This window comes from Bradyrhizobium sp. ORS 278, assembly GCF_000026145.1.
GTDB lineage: Bacteria > Pseudomonadota > Alphaproteobacteria > Rhizobiales > Xanthobacteraceae > Bradyrhizobium.
The window spans coordinates 1,491,296-1,509,363 of sequence record NC_009445.1 but is presented as its reverse complement, the minus strand read 5'-3'; the positions used below and the strand labels follow the sequence as shown (position 1 = coordinate 1,509,363).

12 protein-coding genes and 1 pseudogene are annotated in these 18,068 nt (G+C 67.1%); 5 read left to right on the top strand and 8 right to left on the bottom strand.

What is annotated here, in order from left to right; genetic code table 11:
* Positions 1 to 11: 11 nt before the first annotated feature.
* Positions 12 to 791: an ABC transporter ATP-binding protein gene (locus tag BRADO_RS06615; RefSeq protein WP_041756189.1), complete on the bottom strand. Its 780-nt coding sequence runs from the start codon at positions 789 to 791 to the stop codon at positions 12 to 14.
* A 116-nt stretch (positions 792 to 907) separates the two neighbouring features.
* Here BRADO_RS06615 and BRADO_RS06610 point away from each other — a divergent pair, with 116 nt between their 5' ends.
* Together BRADO_RS06610 and BRADO_RS06605 are read left to right on the top strand one after the other, a co-directional pair.
* Positions 908 to 1,573: a response regulator transcription factor gene (locus BRADO_RS06610; RefSeq protein ID WP_011924536.1), complete on the top strand. Its 666-nt coding sequence runs from the start codon at positions 908 to 910 to the stop codon at positions 1,571 to 1,573.
* The gene (locus tag BRADO_RS06605; RefSeq protein ID WP_011924535.1) at positions 1,548 to 2,954 is read left to right on the top strand and encodes a sensor histidine kinase; all 1,407 of its coding nucleotides are present in this window, start codon (positions 1,548 to 1,550) and stop codon (positions 2,952 to 2,954) included. The genes BRADO_RS06610 and BRADO_RS06605 overlap by 26 nt, the downstream gene beginning before the upstream one ends.
* Before the next feature lie 318 nt (positions 2,955 to 3,272).
* On the opposite strand, the gene BRADO_RS06600 is transcribed toward BRADO_RS06605, so the two are convergent.
* Both BRADO_RS06600 and BRADO_RS06595 read right to left on the bottom strand, forming a co-directional pair.
* Positions 3,273 to 5,606: a xanthine dehydrogenase family protein molybdopterin-binding subunit gene (locus BRADO_RS06600; RefSeq protein WP_011924534.1), complete on the bottom strand. Its 2,334-nt coding sequence runs from the start codon at positions 5,604 to 5,606 to the stop codon at positions 3,273 to 3,275.
* Positions 5,607 to 5,822: 216 nt separating this feature from the next.
* On the bottom strand, positions 5,823 to 6,698 hold the full coding sequence (locus BRADO_RS06595; RefSeq protein WP_041757356.1) for a dihydrodipicolinate synthase family protein: 876 nt from the start codon (positions 6,696 to 6,698) through the stop codon (positions 5,823 to 5,825).
* Between the two features lie 406 nt (positions 6,699 to 7,104).
* Here BRADO_RS06595 and BRADO_RS06590 point away from each other — a divergent pair, with 406 nt between their 5' ends.
* Positions 7,105 to 8,217, top strand: coding sequence for a J domain-containing protein (locus BRADO_RS06590; protein ID WP_011924532.1), 1,113 nt, complete (start codon positions 7,105 to 7,107; stop codon positions 8,215 to 8,217).
* Positions 8,218 to 8,302: 85 nt separating this feature from the next.
* Entirely contained in the window at positions 8,303 to 9,439 is a 1,137-nt protein-coding gene (locus BRADO_RS06585) for a GGDEF domain-containing protein (RefSeq protein ID WP_041756188.1), read from the top strand.
* A gap of 13 nt (positions 9,440 to 9,452) precedes the next feature.
* On the opposite strand, the gene BRADO_RS06580 is transcribed toward BRADO_RS06585, so the two are convergent.
* Both BRADO_RS06580 and BRADO_RS06575 read right to left on the bottom strand, forming a co-directional pair.
* Complete coding sequence (locus BRADO_RS06580) at positions 9,453 to 10,382, bottom strand: GTP-binding protein (protein WP_011924530.1); 930 nt, start codon at positions 10,380 to 10,382, stop codon at positions 9,453 to 9,455.
* Positions 10,379 to 11,884 (bottom strand): annotated as a pseudogene (locus BRADO_RS06575) (amidohydrolase family protein); the annotation flags it as partial. The pseudogene BRADO_RS06575 and the gene BRADO_RS06580, both read right to left, overlap by 4 nt.
* A 203-nt stretch (positions 11,885 to 12,087) precedes the next feature.
* Between BRADO_RS06575 and ggt the strand changes: the two are divergent.
* Positions 12,088 to 13,761, top strand: a complete 1,674-nt coding sequence (gene ggt / locus BRADO_RS06570) for a gamma-glutamyltransferase (protein ID WP_011924528.1) — start codon at positions 12,088 to 12,090, stop codon at positions 13,759 to 13,761.
* 260 nt (positions 13,762 to 14,021) lie between these two features.
* Here the strand turns inward: ggt and BRADO_RS06565 are convergent, their stop codons facing one another.
* From BRADO_RS06565 to BRADO_RS06555, 3 genes are all read right to left on the bottom strand, one after another.
* The gene (locus tag BRADO_RS06565) at positions 14,022 to 15,572 is read right to left on the bottom strand and encodes a GMC family oxidoreductase (RefSeq protein ID WP_041756187.1); all 1,551 of its coding nucleotides are present in this window, start codon (positions 15,570 to 15,572) and stop codon (positions 14,022 to 14,024) included.
* A gap of 85 nt (positions 15,573 to 15,657) precedes the next feature.
* Positions 15,658 to 16,992: an acyclic terpene utilization AtuA family protein gene (locus BRADO_RS06560; protein ID WP_041756186.1), complete on the bottom strand. Its 1,335-nt coding sequence runs from the start codon at positions 16,990 to 16,992 to the stop codon at positions 15,658 to 15,660.
* 126 nt (positions 16,993 to 17,118) lie between these two features.
* A complete protein-coding gene (locus tag BRADO_RS06555; protein WP_011924525.1) occupies positions 17,119 to 17,955 on the bottom strand; it encodes an SDR family oxidoreductase in 837 nt (278 codons plus the stop codon).
* Positions 17,956 to 18,068: the final 113 nt, after the last annotated feature.

Below are 18,068 nucleotides of genomic sequence, written 5' to 3'. Positions count from 1 at the left end.
TCTCCCGTCCCTCAGTGGTGGCCGAACAGCATGTCGTTGATCCGCCCTTCGAGCGCGACCTGTTCGGGCGAGCCCATCGTGCCCGGCGGCACGCTGTTGAGCTCGGCGCGGACGCGGCCGGGATGCGGCGACAGCAAGAGGATGCGCGAGCCGATCTTGATCGCCTCCTCGATCGAATGCGTCACGAACAGCACGGTGAAGCGGGTGTCCTGCCAGAGCTGCAGCAGCTCGTCCTGCATCTTGCGCCGGGTCAGCGCGTCGAGCGCCGCGAACGGCTCGTCCATCAGCAGCACGTCCGGCTCCATCGCCATGCCCCTGGCGATCGCGACGCGCTGCTTCATGCCGCCGGAGAGCATGTGCGGATAGGAGTCGATGAACTTGGTGAGGCCGACCTTGTCGATGTAGGACTTGGCGCGCTCCTGCGCCTCGGCCGCGCTCAGCCGGCCGCTCGCCGTCAGCGCGAACACGACGTTCTCGCGCACCGTCTTCCACGGCAGCAGCTGGTCGAACTCCTGGAACACCATCATCCGGTCCGGGCCGGGCTCGGTGACCTCGTGGCCCTTGAGGCGGATGCGGCCCTCGGTCGGCTTGAGGTAGCCGCCGATCGCCTTCAGCAGCGTCGACTTGCCGCAGCCGGACGGCCCGAGCAGCACGAAGCGGTCGGAATCGAACACCTTGAAATCGACACGGTAGGTCGCCGTGACCAGCGTGTCCGGCGTCTTGTACTGAAGCGTCACGCCCTCGACGGAGAGCAGCGGCTCGAACTGGGATGGTGTCTGATGGACGGTCATGCGTCCTCCCCTCATATTGCAGTGCGAAATTTCGCCCGGTGCACTTCGGCGCCCTTGTGCGAAGTGATAGAGGAGGAGACTGACGCGAACCTGACTCCGGGACTGAGACCACGACCTTGCGCATCCTGCTGGTGGAAGACACGCCCGAGATCGGCGCCGCCGTGACCAGCCGGTTCGAGCGGATCGGCTACGCCGTCGACTGGGAGAAGGACGGTCGCACCGCGAGCGAGCTGATCGAGGTGCAGACCTATGACCTCATTGTGCTCGACGTAATGCTGCCGAACATGGACGGCTTTGCCGTGCTCAAGCACTTGCGCAAGCGCGGCCTGCGCACCCCGGTGCTGGTGCTGACGGCGCGCTCGGCGGTCGACGACCGGATCGGCGCGCTCGACCTCGGTGCCGACGACTATCTCATCAAACCGTTCGACTATCGCGAGCTGGAGGCGCGAGCGCGCGCCCTACTCCGCCGCGCCGCCGGCCAATCCGACAATCTGCTGACATTGGGGCCGCTGGTGATCGACCGCGCCGGCCGGACCGCGAGCGTCGCCGGCCAGCCGCTCGACCTGACGCGGCGCGAGCTGACCGTGCTGGAGATCCTCGCTGCACGCCCCGGGCGCTACGTCGCCAAAGAGGAACTGGTCGAGCAGCTGTTCAGCTTCGACCAGGATCCGAGCCCGAACGCCGTCGAGCAGTTCATCGCGCGTCTCAGGCGCAAGCTGGCGGCCACGTCCGTCGAGATCAAGACCGAGCGCGGCCTTGGCTATCAGCTCCACGCTTCGTGAGATCAAGACGTCGCTGCGCGCGCGGCTTCTGATCGCGATCGGCGCAATCCTGGCGGTCGGCGCGGTCGTGCTCAGTCTCGCCGCCTGGCAATATGCGGCCACGGCGGCGCGCGATGCCTATGACAAGCTGCTCGCCGGCGGCGCCGTGCAGGTCGCGGAGAACATCTACATGCAGGGCGGCGTGGTGACGCTCGATCCGCCGGCGGCGGCGTTCGCAACCTTGTCGGCCTATGATCTCGTGTTCTACCGCGTCACCGATCCGCGCGGCGTCGTCGTCGCCGGCTATGACGATCTCGCGATCCAGGCCCCCAAGAGCGCGCTGCGCGACGGCGTCGTGCTGCGTGATGGCGTCTACCGCGACCAGCCGGTGCGCATCGCCGCCGTCGCACGGCGCCTCGACGGCGCACCGGGCGAGGGCTGGAGCGAGATCGTGCTGGCGCAGACGGTGCGCGCGCGCGACGCGCTGACCTGGGATCTCGCGTCCAAGGCGATCGGCCTGATCGCGGCGATGAGTCTGCTGGCGCTGGTCGCGACCGCACTGTGCCTGCGGCTGGTGTTCGCGCCGCTGACGCGGATCGAGGCCGAGATCGTCAAGCGCCGGCCTGATGATCTCAGCCCGATCGCGATCACGCCGCCGCGCGAGGTCCGCGCATTGGTCGGCGCCATCGACGGCTTCATGCAGCGCCTGTCGGAGCGGATTAAGCTGATGCAGCGCTTCATCGCCGACGCGACGCATCAGCTGCGGACGCCGCTGGCCGCGATCGATGCGGAGGTGGAGTTGCTGAGCGGCCAGACCAGCGATCCGAAGACGCTCGATCGGTTGCGCGGTCGCATCTCGGACCTCGCCCGCCTCGCCAGTCAGTTGCTGGATCATGCCATGATCCAGCACCGAGCACAGACGCCGCGCTTCGCGCCGACCGACATCAACGCGTTGGCGAAATCGGTGTTGTCGCAGAGCGTCCCGCTGTCGCTGGACCGCGAAGTCTCCGTGAGTTTCGTGGACTCCGACGACGATGTCGTCGTCGCAGCCGATGCCATCAGCCTGCGCGAGGCACTCGCCAATCTGATCCACAACGCGCTGGCACATGGGGCGAGGACGCGGCTGATGGTGAAGGTGGAGCGGACAGCGGAGAGTGTCGCGATCGTCGTCTGGGATGATGGACCGGGCATTCCTGCAGACGCGCAGGCGGGACTGCTGGTGCCGTTCGAGAAGGGCGACGACTCGCATGGATCGGGGCTTGGGCTTGCGATCGCTGTGGAGGTCGCACAAGCCCATGGCGGCCGCTTATGCTTCGACGGCGGAGCAGGTGATTTCAGCGTGAGGCTCGAGCTGCCGATCAGCGACAGCGTAGCTGATCTGTCCCCTATCATATCCAAGTGAAGAAACGTCGAGATTAGACTCGAACTGCCGCTCCGATGCCGGTGCGCTCCCCTCCCCCTTGCGGGGAGGGTCGGGGGTGGGGGTCCCCGAATGACGCTGACTATGAGGAACTAGATCATCAGCGCGGCTGATGCAGTCTAACGTTTGCTCTCGATCAATCCGCGAGCGCGGCGAGATCGATTGGAGCGCTCAACAACGATCAGCGCCCTGGGACCCCCACCCCCGACCCCCTCCCCGCAAGGGGGAGGGGGGCGCAGCGTGCTTGTGGTAAGGGCTCGGATCCAAGAGGGGGCTGAAAAGAGCCTCTGTTCTGCGGACCTACGCCGCCGCCTTCTTCGCCTTCGCATCCCGAATCGCGGCCCACACCTTCTCCGGCGTCAGCGGGGTCTGCAAATTGGTGATGCCCAGTTCGAACAGCGCGTCCATGACGCCGTTGGTGACGCAGGGCGGGCCGCCGATGGCGCCGGATTCGCCGCAGCCCTTGGCGCCGAGCGGGTTGGTCTTGCAGGGGGCGGAATCGTCGAGCGTGACCGCGATCGGCGGCACGTCGTCGGCGCGCGGGATGCAGTAGTCCTGATAGGTCGCGGTCAGCAGCTGGCCGTCGGCATCGTAGGCGACGTTCTCATACAGCGCCTGGCCGATGCCCTGGGCGACGCCGCCGTGGATCTGGCCGGCCACCAGCATCGGGTTCACTGCGACGCCGACGTCGTCGACCGTGGTATAGCGCACGACGCGGCTGATGCCGGTCTCCGGATCGATCTCGACCTCGCAGATGTGCGTGCCGTTCGGCCAGCTCGGACCGTCGACCTCGCCCTCGCTGTCGACCGACAGCTTGGCGGCCTGCTCCTTCTGCGCGATCTCGAACAGGCTGATGCGGCGGTCGGTACCGACCACCGACAGCACACCGTCGCGATACTCGATGTCCTCGACCGCGGTCTCCAGCAGGTTCGACGCCTTTTCCCGGGCCTTGGTGATCAGGTCGTTCGACGACACCGCCACCGCCGTGCCGCCGACGAACAGCGAGCGCGAGCCGACGCTGCCGAAGCCGGTGGCCAGATCGGTATCGCCCTGCACGACGTCGATCTTGTCGAGCGGGATGCCCAGCGTGTCGGAGATCATCTGCGTGTAGGTGGTCTGCAGCCCCTGCCCCATCGCCATCGTGCCGGAATGCAGGATGACGCGCCCTTCCGACGTCGCGTGCAGCGAGACCTTCTCGGTGTGGGCGCGGCCGCCGGTCCATTCGATGTAAGAGGTGAGACCGCGGCCATAGAGCATGCCGCGCTTCTTCGCTTCGCGCTTGCGCGCGTTGAAGCCGTCCCAGTCCGCGAGCTTGGCGGCGCGCTCCAGCATGTGGGCGAAGGCGCCGGAATCATACACCTGGCCGACGGCGTTGGTGTAGGGCAGTTGCGCCGGCTTGATGTAGTTGGCTTTCCGGATGGTGCGCGGATCGATGCCGATCTGGCGCGCAGCAGTGTCGAACAGGCGCTCGACGATGAAGACCGCCTCGGGACGACCGGCGCCGCGATAGGCGCCGACCGGCGCCGTATGCGTCATGACGGTCTTGATCTCGAAATGCACCAGCGGCAGGTCGTAGACGCCGGTCTGCACGAACGGCCCGAGCACCAGCGGGATGATGTTGGCCGCGCCGGAGGAATAAGCCCCGGTGGCGCCGATCGAGCGCACGCGATAGGCCAGCACCTTGCCCTTGGCATCCAGCGCGAACTCCGCGGTCGAGGTGAGGTCGCGGCCATGGGTGCCGCCGACGAACTCGTCGGTGCGCTCGGCACGCCAGCGGATCTTCTTGGCGAGCTTGGTCGCGGCATAGGCGACGATGCCATCCTCGGGATAGAGGTTGGTCTTCTGGCCGAAACCGCCGCCGATGTCGCCGACCAGCACGCGGATGCTGTCCTTCGGCCGCTTCAACACGGCGTCGGCCAGCACGTCGCGGGTCGATGCCGGCGTCTGCGACTGCACGTACAAGAGGAGACGTCCGGTCTTCTTCTCGATCTCGGCGATGGTCGAGCGCGGCTCCATCGCCGAGGGCACCAGGCGCTGGCTCACGATATCGAGCGACACCTTGTGCGGCGCGCTGGCGAAGGCCTCCTCGACCTTGGCGGCATCGCCATAGCTCATCGCCGCCACGATATTGTCGGGCGCCTCGGCCCACACCACCGGCGCGCCGGGCTCGAGCGCCTTGACCGGATCGGTCACCGCCGGCAGCACCTCGTAGTCGACAACAATCGCTTCCGCGGCCTCCTGCGCGATCGCGCGCGAGGTGGCGACCACGGCGGCCACCGCCTCGCCGGTGAAGCGGACGACATCATGGGCCAGCAGCCGGCGTGGCGGCACCGTCATCGGCTTGCCGTCGGGGCGCTTGAAGATCGCCAGCGTCGGAATGGTGCCGACATCGTCCGCGACGAGGTCCGCCCCGGTGTAGATCGCCTCGACCCCCGGGATCTCGCGCGCGGCGGCGGTGTCGATCGAGAGAATTTTGGCATGGGCATGCGGCGAGCGCAGCACGGTGAGCCACAGCGCGCCATCCTCAGGCTTGTCGTCGATGAACTGCCCCTTCCCGGTCAGCAGCCGCTGATCCTCCAGCCGCTTGACCGGCTGCCCTGCACCGAACCGCATATTGTTGGGAAGAATGTTCATTCGGGAATCCTTGGTGAGTTCAATGTAATTGCATGCTGTTTAGCGGATCGCCGTCGCGCTGGCCAAGCCGTGATTGTGCCGGTGCGTCATACCGCATCGTCATGCCCGGGCTTGACCCGCGCATCCACAACCCCGTCCCTCCTGGCATGGATGGCTGGGTCAAGCCCGGCCTTGACGGCCTTTTTCACGCCAGGCCTTATTCACGTTAGGCCTTGTTCACGTTAGGCCTTGCAGCACCTCTGCGACCACCTTGCGCTGCTCTGCCGTGAGCGCTGCCTGCGGCGGCACGGGGTCGCCGACGTCGTAGCCCTGGATCGACAGTCCGGCCTTGATGCAGGCGGCGAGATTGAAGCGGGCAAACGCCTCATTGACGCGCCACAGCTTCTTCTGCAGCACGAGCGCATCGTCCCAGCATGACGCCTGGCAGAGATTATACAGCTCCACGCTCTGACGCGGAATGATGCAGGCCGGTCCCGCCATCCAGCCATGACCGCCGATCATCATGACAGCGGCCGGAATGTGCGACGACGCCGCGAACACCTTGATGGCATCGCCGCAGCGATTGATGATCGACAGCAGTCGGCCGGTGTTGGTCGAGGCATCCTTGATGTAGTTGATCCGCGGATGCTCGGCGAGCCGGGCGATGACGTCCAGCGACAGGTCGGAGCGCTGGAACTGCGGGTTGGTGTAGATCACCACGGGAACGTCGACAGCATCGGCGATGGCACGGAAATAGGCCTCCACGCCGGCGTCGCTGACCGGGAAATAGGCTTCGAGGACGGCCAGAATGCCGTCGGCTCCGCGTTTCTCATAGGCCCTGGCCTGGGCCACCGCGTCGGCGATGGCGGTCGAGGCGACGCCGGCGATGACCGGCACCCGGCCCTGCGCCGCGTCGATCGTCGTCTCCACTACCGTCATGCGCTGGTTGCGGTCGAGATAGGCGAACTCGCCGGTGGAGCCGAGCGGCGTCAGCCCATGCACGCCGGCATGGATCAGGTCGTCGCACAGCCTGCCCAGCACCTCGGTGCGGATTGCTCCCTCGGTACCGATCGGAGAGGCCAGATAGGGGAAAACACCATGAAAATCGGTCATCTGGCCGGTATAGCGGCCGGTCCGCCGCTTTCGCAAGCCGGCGCCACGCGACGGGCCATCGGCGGAACACGCCGCTTGTCATGTCAGCGTCACAAGATCTGCGACGGCAACCCGCCACCGTTAAATCGCGCTTTAAACTTTCCGTTCACTCTGACGCAAAGGGCTCCGGGTACCGGCGCGGACAGCAGCCGGACGCCCCGCAGGAGCGAATCGACCACGACAAAAGGACGAGCGGAATGGCGCCGGACTCGGCAGAAATGGCTCCGGACTTCGCCATTTTCAGTCATTTTTCCGCCGAATTACGCGCCTACCGTGCTCAGTGGAAAGAGTTAGTTCGAGTGCTCCAGCGTAAATTCGCCGTAGGAATTTCGATCGGAGACGAGGGAAACCTGCAGCGAGTGCGACCATGAAGACGCTTTACGATTTACTCGGAGCTCTTCCGGACGATGACGCTGAGGACATCCGCGCCGCCTTTCGCAGAGCGGTCAAGGAAAGCCATCCCGACGTCAATCCGGGCGATCCGGACGCCGCGCTGCGGTTTCGGCAGATCATCCGCGCCAACGACATCCTCGGCGACAAGGAGCAGCGCACGGCCTATGACCGCCTTCTCGGCGCCGCGCGCGAGGAAGAACGACAGGACTCCAAGATCGCCGTCGCCGCGAAGGTGCACAAGGTTGCATCGGGCGTGATGGCGCTGGCCGGTGCCTCGGCGGTGACGCTGACGGGCTATCTGCTGTTCACGCACATGTCGGCGGCGTCGGTGGCTCCGCTCAAGCCGATCGTCGTCGCAACCAACAAGGTCAAGCCGCACGAGGTCCCCGTCAACCCGATCGAGAGCGCATCCGCCGCGCCGACCACGGTCGGCGAGGTGCCGGCGAGTGCTGGAGGCGATGCGACGCCGAATGCGGCTGGCGGCAATGCCTCGAACGGCGCAGCCGTCAGCAGCAGCGGCGCAGAGCCGATGCCGCTGCGGGTCAGCAAGGTGGACGCGGTCTTCACGGCCGAGCAGGATCGCCCGGGTTGCCCGCAGGGCGCGGCTGCCCCGTGCCCATCCGACGCGACGCAGCCCGCGAGCACGGCCTCGAACGAGGCGCGCGCGCTTCATGACCGCGGCATGGCCTCGTACCAGAAGGGCGATTTCGCCGCTGCGCTGACCGATCTCGACGCGGCGATCCAGCTCGATCCGCGCTATCATGAAGCCTATATCGACCGCGGCATCGTGTTCTATCGCATGCGCAAGTTCGACCGCGCGTTTGCCGACGTCGCCGCGGCCAAACGGATCGACAAGTCCAACCGCGCGGTGCTCGACGCCATGGCCAAACGCCAGCCGCTGCGGCCGTTGAAGCTCGACCCGCCCAAGCTGGACGCGAGAGCCGAGGTGAAGGCGGACACGCCCAAGGTGGAAGCACCGAAGGTCGACACGCCGAAAATCGCGACAACGGCGACGCTGTCGCCGCGGCCGTCGACGACGACGCGGGCCTATGCCACGAACGATCCCAGCCGCGTGCCGAGCAATTGACGAAGCCTTAAGCTAATCGCGAAGCTCCGCTGCGCGATCGGGCCTTGCCCATCACCTGTTAGGAAAGGTGTTCCATGGTGGGGCCATGGGACATGGGCAGCTGGCGAAATTCATCCATCCGAACCCGGCGATCCGGCGCGAGTTGGTCGACCTGCTCTATACGTCCCTGCCGCAGGTCATGTCGATCAATGCCGCAGCTATCACCGGTTCGGTGACGCTCGCGATCCTGCATCGCGATCCCGGCTACATCGCCATCGCATGCGCGATCTTCATCAACGCGGTGGGTCGCGTGGTGAGTCTGCTCCGCTACAAGCAACATGCCGCGCGCCTCTCCGATCAAGACGTGATCCTCTGGGAAAAGATCTATGCGGCCGGCGCGACCGCGTTCGGCCTTGCGCTCGGCGCCCTCACCTTCCGCGCGTTTCAGCTCGACGATGCACCCGGCGCCTGGATCGGATTCGGCCTGTCGATGTCCTATTGCGTCGGTATGGTGTCGCGCGCGGCGATCCGGCCGTGGGTGGTGCTGATGGCGACCGCGGTGCTGTTCGCCCCCACCCTGGTCGCTGGCCTGATGCGCCCGGAATTGCCTTACCAGCTCGGTGCCGCGATGCTGGTGCTGTTCTGGTTCTCGATCCGCGAGGCGTCGCGCCATCTCAGCACCGCCTTCATCGAGCGGCTCGAGGCCAAGCATGCGCTGGCGCGCCAGGCCAACCACGATTTCCTCACCGGACTGCCGAATCGCGCGGCGTTTCTGGCCGCGCTCGAAGGCGCGGTCGGCAGCACCGCCATCGTCGCCATCGATCTCGACGGCTTCAAGCCGGTCAATGACCGTCACGGGCATCATGCGGGAGACGACTTACTGCGTCAGGTCGCCAACCGCCTGTCGACCTGCGTCGGATCGGACGGGCTCGCGGCGCGTTTCGGCGGCGACGAGTTCATGCTGCTGAAGCCGGTGGCGAGTGGCGCGCGGGCGCGCGACGACGCCTTGCGGCTGGCGCGCGAGGCCGTGCGCGCGCTGGCGATGCCGTTCCTGCTGTCGGACATCCCCGTCATCATCGGCGCCAGCGCCGGCCTGCTCGTCAATGATGGTGCGCTCACGGACGAGGCGGTGGACGATCTGCTGCGCCAGGTTGACAGCGCGCTCTACGCGGCCAAGCGTGCAGGGGGCGGCGGCTGCACCTGGGTCGACGCCGAGAGCGGCGCCTTGCGGCAGGCGAGCTGAGCCGCGCTTCGTCTCAGTCGATGATCACGCCGCGCAGCAGCGCGTCGATCTGATCCGCATCGAGCTCTCCCTCGCGCCCGATCAGGACGAGCTGCGCGGTGAGACCGTCGGCCGGCGGCACCGGCGACGGCGCCAAGGTGCCGCGCGTCGCCACCGACTGGAACAGGATCGGCTGCGCCGGATGTTCGGTGAACAGCAGGATGCCCTTGATCCGCAGCGTGCGCGGCGCGAGCTTGCCGATCACCTGCTGGAAGCGGTCCAGCGACAGCGGCGCCTTGGACGTCCAGGTGATGGTCGCGAACGGCTCGGACATCACCGGCAGCTGACGCGGCGCCGTGCGCGGCGCCCTGATGTCGCGGCTGAACAGCAGGTCCGGCGCAACGACCCCGCGCGCGATCTCGAAGATCGAGGATGCCGGCTTGACGCGCCCGACCAGCGCGCGCGCCTCGTCGAGCGCGGCGCGATCGAGCAGGTCGGACTTCGTCAGCAGCACGAAGTCGGCGGCACGCAATTGCGAGCGCCACAGCACGTCGTCTGCGACCGAGGGATCATCGCGCAGCCGCTGCGGATCGACCAGCGTCACCACCGTCTCCAGCGGCGCGACCTTGAAGATCACAGGATCCATCAGGTTGCGGATGATCTCGGCCGGATCGGAGATGCCGGACGTCTCGATCGCGATCGCATCCGGCGCGGGGTCGCGCTTGATCACCGACGACAGTGTGCGCAGCAGATCGCCCTGCAGCGAGCAGCAGATGCAGCCGTTCTTCAGGCTGATCACCTCCTCCGTCACCGAGCCGAGCAGCTGCGCATCGATATCGACCGCGCCAAAATCATTGACGACGGCGGCGATGCGCCGCCCGTCGGGATAAGCGAGCAGATGATTGAGCAGCGTCGTCTTGCCGGCGCCGAGCGCGCCTGCGACCAGCAGGACCGGGACGATCATGACAAAACGGGCCGGCGCACCGCCCGACCCGGCCTGGCGTCACGGATCAGCGCACCGTTGGTGATCACAGCCTGGCCATTGACGAGCAGATGACGCACGCCCTCTGACGGCCGGTTCATGTTGAGGAAGTCGGCGCGGTCACGCAGGCTGGCGAGATCGAGCACGGCAATGTCGGCATCGCATCCCGCCTGCAGCCGCCCCTTGCGGCGCAGCGCCGGTGTCGACGGCTCGAGAATTTGCGCCGGGATCAGCGTGCATTTGGCGAGCCCATCCAGCAGCGACACCGTCCTGCGCTCGATCACCCATTCGCGCAGGAATTTCGTGAAAGTCGCCGACGAGCGCGGATGCGACACGGCATCATCCGGCAGTGGCCACGCATCACCGGTGTAGTCGGTGCCGTTCGCGAGAATCCACGGCATCGCGTCGGAGGCGATCGCGCCGCCCGGAAACAGCACGGACACGTCGAGCAGGTCGCGGTGGCGCTGGTTGGCCGCGACGTCGAGGAAATGAATCAGCACCAGCGCGCCGGGATCGTCCTGCTGGCGCTTCAAGAGCTCGTCGCGGCTGCCGAGCCGATGCCGCTCGGCGACCATCTCGATCGCGTCATACCCGGTGCCCATGCGCTGGCAGAAGGCGGGATCGGCGAAGAAACCGGCGCCGACGACGGTGGAGCCGGTGCCGTAGGGATAGGCTTCGGTCGTGACCTTCAACCCCTGCCTCTGCGCGGTCTGCACCAGCTCGGCGCAGCGCTCGACGTCCTGCAGGCTGGTGCTGTTGAAATGGCAGATGTGCATGTGGGCGCCGGTCGAGCCGGCGAGCCCGATCAGCCGCGTATAGGCATCGACCGAGCTGCGCGGATCGACATTCGACATGTAGGCGATATGCGTATAGGTCGGCACGTCGTGCCGGGCGGCCAGGCTGCACAGCTCCGACAGCTCCTTGATGCCGGTGCCCGGCGCATAGGCGTTGGGAAAGGCGATGCCGAGGCCGCCCTGCTCCAGCCCCTGCCGCGTGCGCTCGACGATCTCAGCCGTCTCGGCTGCCGTCGCGACCTCCTCGACCCAGCGCTTGTCGCGCGTCGCCTCGCCCATGCCGGCGATCGTCGAAGCGGTCTGCTGCGTCGTCATCGTCGCGATGCGCGCGAACACCCAGCCGGCCGCGGCGCCATAGTTGAGCGTGCGGCCGATCGCTTCCTGCTCATCATACCAGCGCGCCACCGGCATCACGCCGATCTCGAGCTCGAGCGTCGTGGTGACGCCGTCGAACGCCTGCATGCGGTCGGCCGGCAGCGACTGGCCATGGGCATGCAGGTCGATGAAGCCGGGCACGACGGCGAGGCCGTTCGCATCGATCACCTTGTCCGCGGCCCCGGCGATTTCGCCAACGGCCGCGATCGCGCCAGTCTTGATGGCGACGTCCGCGGTTGCGTCGAAGCGGGTTTCCGGGTCGAGCACGCGACCGCCGCGAATGATCAGATCGTAGTGAGGCATGACGTCAGCTGGGCTCGCGAAGTGGAACTGCTGGAAGTCCTAACACAGATGCGCGGCCGTGAGAACGCGGCGGCAGAGATCGATATTAGCCGAGCCATGCGTGGCGCACTTGTCAGTTCATCGCTGCGGGGCCGCCCTTCCCCTGGCGCGGCGGATGGGTCAGGATTGCAAGCAACAACCTCGCGGCGTCAGCCGTTCGACAGAGGAGACATGGGATGGCTTCGTCCAGCCAGCGCATCGCCAATTTCAGCTGCGAGAAGCAGCCGGCCTCCGGCTCACGCGGCATGGTGGTGACCAACCATCCGCTCGCATCGAGCGCCGGCGCCGAGATGCTGATGCGCGACGGCAATGCGATCGACGCCGCCGTGGCGGCACTGTTCGCTCTCACGGTGGTCGAGCCGATGATGGTCGGCCTTCTCGGCGGCGGTCTGTCGCATATCCGCCTGGCCGACGGCCGCCACATCGTGCTCGACGGCCTGAGCACCGCGCCATTGCGCGCGACACCTCACATGTACGATCTGGTGTCGGACGAGATCGCGCTGGCGCGCGAGACACGCGGCCGGCGCAACGTCGTCGGCGCGCTCGCCGTCGCCGTGCCTGGTGCGCTGAAGGGATGGTGCGAGGCGCTGGCGCGCTTCGGCCGGCTGCCGCTGGCCGAAGTGATGGCGCCGGCGATCCGGCTCGCCGAGCACGGCTTCATCGCCAGCCCCTATCTCAACGACTGCGTGCGGCTGGTCGCGAGCGATCTGGCGCGCGACCCGTATCTCGCCGCGTTGTTCCTGCCTGACGGCGAGCCGGTCAAAGCGGGGGCGCGCGTGATCCAGGCCGACTATGCGGCATCGCTGTGGCTGATCGCACGAGAGGGGCCGGAGGCGCTGTATGGCGGGCCGCTCGGCGCCGCGCTTGCGGCCTACATGGCGACGAGCGGCGGCCTCATCGACGCGGCTGATCTCGCCGCTTACGCGGTGATCGCGCGCGCGCCGATCCGCGGCCTCTATCGCGGCTATGAGATCATCGGGCCGCCCCCGCCGTCATCGAGCGGCGTGCACATCGTGCAGATGCTGAACATCCTCGAAGGCTTCGACGTCGCCGCGCTCGGCTTCGGCTCGGCGGATGGCGCTCATCTGCTCGCCGAAGCCTTGAAGATCGCGTTCGCCGACCGCGCGGTGGCGACCGCCGATCCCGCATTCGTCGACGTCCCGATCGAACGCCTGACATCGAAGGCCTATGCGGCCGAGCGGCGGGCCGAGATCGACATGGCCAAGGCCGGGAGCTTCGGCCCGGGCCTTTCGCCGACTGAATCGGCCAACACCACGCACGTCACGGTCGCCGACGCCGAGGGCAATGTCGTGGCTTCGACGCAAACCATCAACGGTCTGTTCGGCGCCTGCGTGCAGATCCCCGGCACCGGCATGACCGCCAACAACTACATGTACAATTTCGATCCGCATCCCGGCCGCGCGCTGTCGATCGCTCCTGGCAAGCGCGTCTTCACCTCGATGGCTCCGATGATGGCGGTACGGGACGGCAAGCTGCGCTACGCGCTCGGCCTGCCCGGCGGCCTGCGCATCTTCCCCTCCGCCTTCCAGGCGCTGGTCAACCTGATCGACCATGGCATGTCGCTGCAGGAGGCGGTCGAGGCGCCGCGGCTGTGGACGCAGGGTGGTGTGCTCGAGCTCGAGCCGGGCTTTCCCGAACATGTCGCGCAAGCGCTCGCCGCGCGCGGCCACGAGATCAAGCGCGAGCCGGTCGTGGCCGGCGGCATGAACGCGATCGCCTTCAACGACGACGGCACCCTGACGGGCGCGGCGTGCTGGCGCGCCGACGGCACGCCGATCGCGATCTCCGGCGGGAGAGCGCGCGCGGGACTGAGGTTCGCGATCGCCTGACGGGCCGATTTGCATCATCGCACTCCTCATGGTGAGGAGCGCCGCAGGCGCGTCTCGAACCATGAGGCCCGAGCAGTGAGTGGCCTCGCCCTTCGAGACGCCCGCCTTCGGCAGGCTCCTCAGGGCGAGGGGTGAAGTCGGCGGCATTCGAGATGCTAGAGCCTGATCGGCGTAGCCCGGATGAGCGAAGCGATATCCGGGGTCACACGAGCTGCACAGGAGACCCCGGATGTCGCTTCGCTCATCCGGGCTACGATCTCCTACGCCGCCTTGCGCATCATCCGCGCGATTGCCTCGCCGATCACGACCGTGGTGAAATGCGTGTTGGCGCGGCAGTCGGACGGCATGATCGAGGCGTCGGCGACGCGCAGGCCGGCGATGCCCTTGACCGTGCCGTCGGGATTGACCACGCCGTCGGCGTCATCGAAGCCGCTCATCCGGCAGCTTCCCGCGGCGTGCTGGATGTCGCCGGTGATCTGCCGGAGCAGCGCGTCGAGTTCGGTATCCGGCAGCGCCGCCGCCTGCGGCAAGGTGAATTGCGTATCGCCGAGGCGGATCCAGTCGGCGATCTCTTGCAGCGCCGGCTGCAGCGTGATCGCTGCCAGCCGCTTCACCGCATCGCGCATCCGTGCGATGTCGCGCGGATCGGCGAGCATGTTCTCCTCCACGATCGGATCAACGGTCGGATCGGTCGACGCGAGCTTCAAGGTGCCGCGCGAGAAGGCGTTGAACAGACCCGCTCCGATCGCGCCAGGCATGCCGATGCCGCGATGGTTGAACGCGATCAGGATCATGTCGCGCCTGCCACCATTGGCCAGGCCCGACGAGTAGGTCACGCAGCAATTGGTATGGCGCGTGTCGCGGTCGGTCGGACGCACCTCCTCGCGCAACTGGATGGTGGTGCGGAACAGCGGGTGGTCGAAGAAATGCCGTCCCACAGGCAGATCGCGGAGCACGGCGATGCCCATGTCCTGAAGATCAGCCGCGGGGCCGATGCCAGAGCGCAGCAGGATCGCCGGACTGTGGATGGCGCCGGCGCACAGCACGATCTCGCGGGCCGCGATCTCCTTGACGTCGTCTCCCTCGATATGGACGCGCACGCCGGTGGCTCTGGAATCGCTGATCAGAAGACGATCGACCAGCGCGCGGCCACGGATCTCCAGATTGGCGCGGCCTCGCGCCGGCTCCAGATAGCCCTCATTGGTCGAGATGCGCCGGCCGTTGCGGCTGTTGATCGGATAGCAAGCGACGCCTTCGCCGTCAGGACCGTTGAGATCGTCGCTCCAGCGATAGCCGCTCGAAAGCGCCGCGTCGCGCAAGGCCCGATCGATCGGTCCCCATTGCTCCGGCGGCGCGCGATACACCGGCAGCGGCCCGCCGCGTCCGTGCCCCTCGCGGTCACCGAAGGCGAGATCATCCTCGATCAACGAGAACAGCGGCATGACCTCTCCGGCCGACCAGCCCGTACAGCCATTGGCCGCCCATTCGTCGAACGCATCGGCGACGCCGCGGATCGCGATCTGGCCGTTCATCATCGAGCTGCCGCCGAGCCCCTTGCCGCGCCAGTAGAAACGCATCTCTTGTCCCGCGACGCGGCGCGACATCAGCTGCGGCCACTGCCATTTCTCCTGGAAGGCACGGTCATGAATGATCGGGATCGGATTGGGCGTCGCGATCTCCCAGGGCACGTCGGCTGCGCGCCAGTCGGCGCCCGCTTCGAGCAGCAGAACCCGGCGCTGCGGATCTTCAGACAGGCGCGCCGCCACCGCTGCACCCGCGGAGCCGCCGCCGACCACAATGACATCATACATCGATTCAAATCCCGCAGCTCGCACGCGTCGCATTCACGCGGGGCACCTTGCGCCAGCGACGGCGATCCGTGAAGTCCTGTCCTGGTCAGGCCACCAGCATTCCGACGCAGGGCTTCGCGGCCTCCTCGGGAACGAGGCAGGATGCCACGGCGATCACCTCGCGCGCCGATTTCCAGGCTCCGCCCCCGCCGGCCGGACCGTTGGTGTAGAGCGTCTCGACCTCGTTGCCGATCCTGATCGCCTCAGCCATCGTCTCGGTGCGTCCCGCAACGCGGACGCGGACCTCATAGGGTTCACTGCCTTGCGTAACGAGATCGCCATGCAGCGCGTTCAGCCCGATCAGGTCGCAACGCAGCTCGCTGACCGCCACGCCTGTCGAGGCGAGCCGCTCGCGCACGATATCCAGAGCGAGCCGGCCGCGCGCGACGGCACCAGGCCCCGCATAGGAGATCTGGCCTTCGCCGACATAGGAGTCGAGATAGCCGACCGAGGTCTTCAACGCACCCGTCTTGGGCTTGCCACGCCCGCCCACGACCCTGACCCGATCGGCACCAATCTCTTCGACCGTCACCTCCGAGAAGTCTGCCACCACATCAGGCTGAAAATACTGAGTGGGATCATGGATCTCGTACAGCAACTGCTCCTTCACCGTCGCTAACGTCACGCACCCGCCGGAGCCCGCAACCTTCGTCACGATCAGCTCGCCGTCCTCGCGCACCTCGCCAATGGGAAAGCCGAGTCGGGCGAGATCCGGCACGTCCTTCAATCCGGGATCGGCGAAATAGCCGCCGGTGATCTGCCCGGCACATTCGAGCAGATGCCCGACCACCGTGCCCTGCCCGAGCCGGTCCCAATCGTCCATCGCCCAGCCGAACTCATGGATCAAGGGTCCGAGGAACAAGGCCGGATCGGCCGCGCGGCCGGTGATCACGACATCGGCGCCCGCGGCCAGCGCCTCGGCAATCGCACGCGCGCCGACATAGGCATTGGCGGAAACGATGCGGTTGCCCAGGCCGGCGAAGGTGTCGCCGGTGTCGAGCGCGACATCGCCTGTCTTCAGTAGCTCCAGCACATCGTCGCCGGTCACCGCCGCGATCTTCAGCCCGGACAGGCCTAATTTGCGCGCGATCGCGCGCGTGGCTTCGGCCGCGGCAGGTGGATTGGCTGCGCCCATGTTGGTGATGATGCGGATCTTGTTGGCGCGGCAAACCGGCAGCACCGCCTGCATGCGGGCGGCGAGCAACGGATCGTAGCCGGCGTCCGGATCCCTGATGCGCGCCTGCTGCGCCAGCGCGATGGTGCGTTCGGCAAGACACTCGAACACCAGGTAGTCCAACGCGCCGTTCTCGGCCAGCTCGACCGCCGGCTCGATACGATCACCGGAATAGCCGGCGCCGGCGCCGATCCTGATGCTGCGCATCGCCCGCTCCTCCCGAGTGCTCTTGATCGTCTGTCCCCAAGGATAGCCGTCTCGCCAAGGATAGCCGTCTCGCACAGGCCCTGCCAGAGCAGGCCTGCTCGGATGAGGCCATCGCCGCGCCGGCGATCAGCTCGCCCAATTGTCGCGGAACTCGCCGAACAGCGTGATGCCGCCGCAGGCATAGATCGTCTGTCCGGTGATGTAGCTCGCCTCGGCAGAGGCCAGGAAGGCGAAAACGCCCGCGATCTCCTCCGGGCTCGCGACGCGCCCCATCGGGATGTGAGATTCGACCGCCGCCCGCTTGACCGGATCGTCGGTCCAAGCGGCGTTGATCGGCGTGTCCACCGCACCGGGACCGACGGAATTGACGCGGATGCCGCGCCCGGCGAATTCCAGGGCGAGCGTGCGGGTGAGTCCGGCCATCGCGCTCTTGCTGATGGAATAAGCGAGATAGCCAGGCTTCGGAATGATCTGATGCACGCTCGACGTATTGATGATGTTGCCGCCGCCACCGCGCGCGACGAAATGCGCCAGCGCGTGGCGCGCGCACAGCACGGCGCCGTTCAGATTGACCTCGAGGATGGCGCGATAGGTGTCGACGTCGAGCGCCTCGCTCGGCGACTCCCGCTGGAAGCCGGCATTGTTGACGAGGCAATCGAGCCGCGGCCAGCGCGCCAGCACCGTCTCGAACATCCGGGTGATATCGGCCTCGACACCGATGTCGGCCTTCACCGTCACGTGATCGCGCCCGGCATGGCCGCGCGCGGCCGAGGCCGCCTGCACCAGCGCCAGGGTTTCGTCACCGGACGATGACGGCCCGCCATAGTTGATCGCGACATGCGCGCCTTCCTCGGCGAAGCGCACCGCGATCGCGCGGCCGATACCCTGCGCGGCACCGGTCACCAGCGCGTAGTGTCCAAGGAGACGCGGGGCGCGCTCGGTCGATGGGGCGGATGGCTGCATGTCAATACTCCTCGGAAATGATCTCGGCGGTCACGCCTCTTGTCATGCCTTGCGATGACTCGCTTCCGGATGACAAGGCCGGCGGGCTTCTGGTATCGCTCCACGCCAAATCC

What these genes read in the sequence shown, in the direction of transcription:
- BRADO_RS06615 (WP_041756189.1), bottom strand. Translation starts at nt 791, where the DNA reads ATGACCGTCCATCAGACACCATCCCAGTTCGAGCCGCTGCTCTCCGTC.
- BRADO_RS06600 (WP_011924534.1), bottom strand. Translation starts at nt 5,606, where the DNA reads ATGAACATTCTTCCCAACAATATGCGGTTCGGTGCAGGGCAGCCGGTC.
- BRADO_RS06595 (WP_041757356.1), bottom strand. Translation starts at nt 6,698, where the DNA reads ATGACCGATTTTCATGGTGTTTTCCCCTATCTGGCCTCTCCGATCGGT.
- BRADO_RS06590 (WP_011924532.1), top strand. Translation starts at nt 7,105, where the DNA reads ATGAAGACGCTTTACGATTTACTCGGAGCTCTTCCGGACGATGACGCT.
- BRADO_RS06585 (WP_041756188.1), top strand. Translation starts at nt 8,303, where the DNA reads ATGGGACATGGGCAGCTGGCGAAATTCATCCATCCGAACCCGGCGATC.
- BRADO_RS06580 (WP_011924530.1), bottom strand. Translation starts at nt 10,382, where the DNA reads ATGATCGTCCCGGTCCTGCTGGTCGCAGGCGCGCTCGGCGCCGGCAAG.
- ggt (WP_011924528.1), top strand. Translation starts at nt 12,088, where the DNA reads ATGGCTTCGTCCAGCCAGCGCATCGCCAATTTCAGCTGCGAGAAGCAG.
- BRADO_RS06565 (WP_041756187.1), bottom strand. Translation starts at nt 15,572, where the DNA reads ATGTATGATGTCATTGTGGTCGGCGGCGGCTCCGCGGGTGCAGCGGTG.
- BRADO_RS06560 (WP_041756186.1), bottom strand. Translation starts at nt 16,992, where the DNA reads ATGCGCAGCATCAGGATCGGCGCCGGCGCCGGCTATTCCGGTGATCGT.
- BRADO_RS06555 (WP_011924525.1), bottom strand. Translation starts at nt 17,955, where the DNA reads ATGCAGCCATCCGCCCCATCGACCGAGCGCGCCCCGCGTCTCCTTGGA.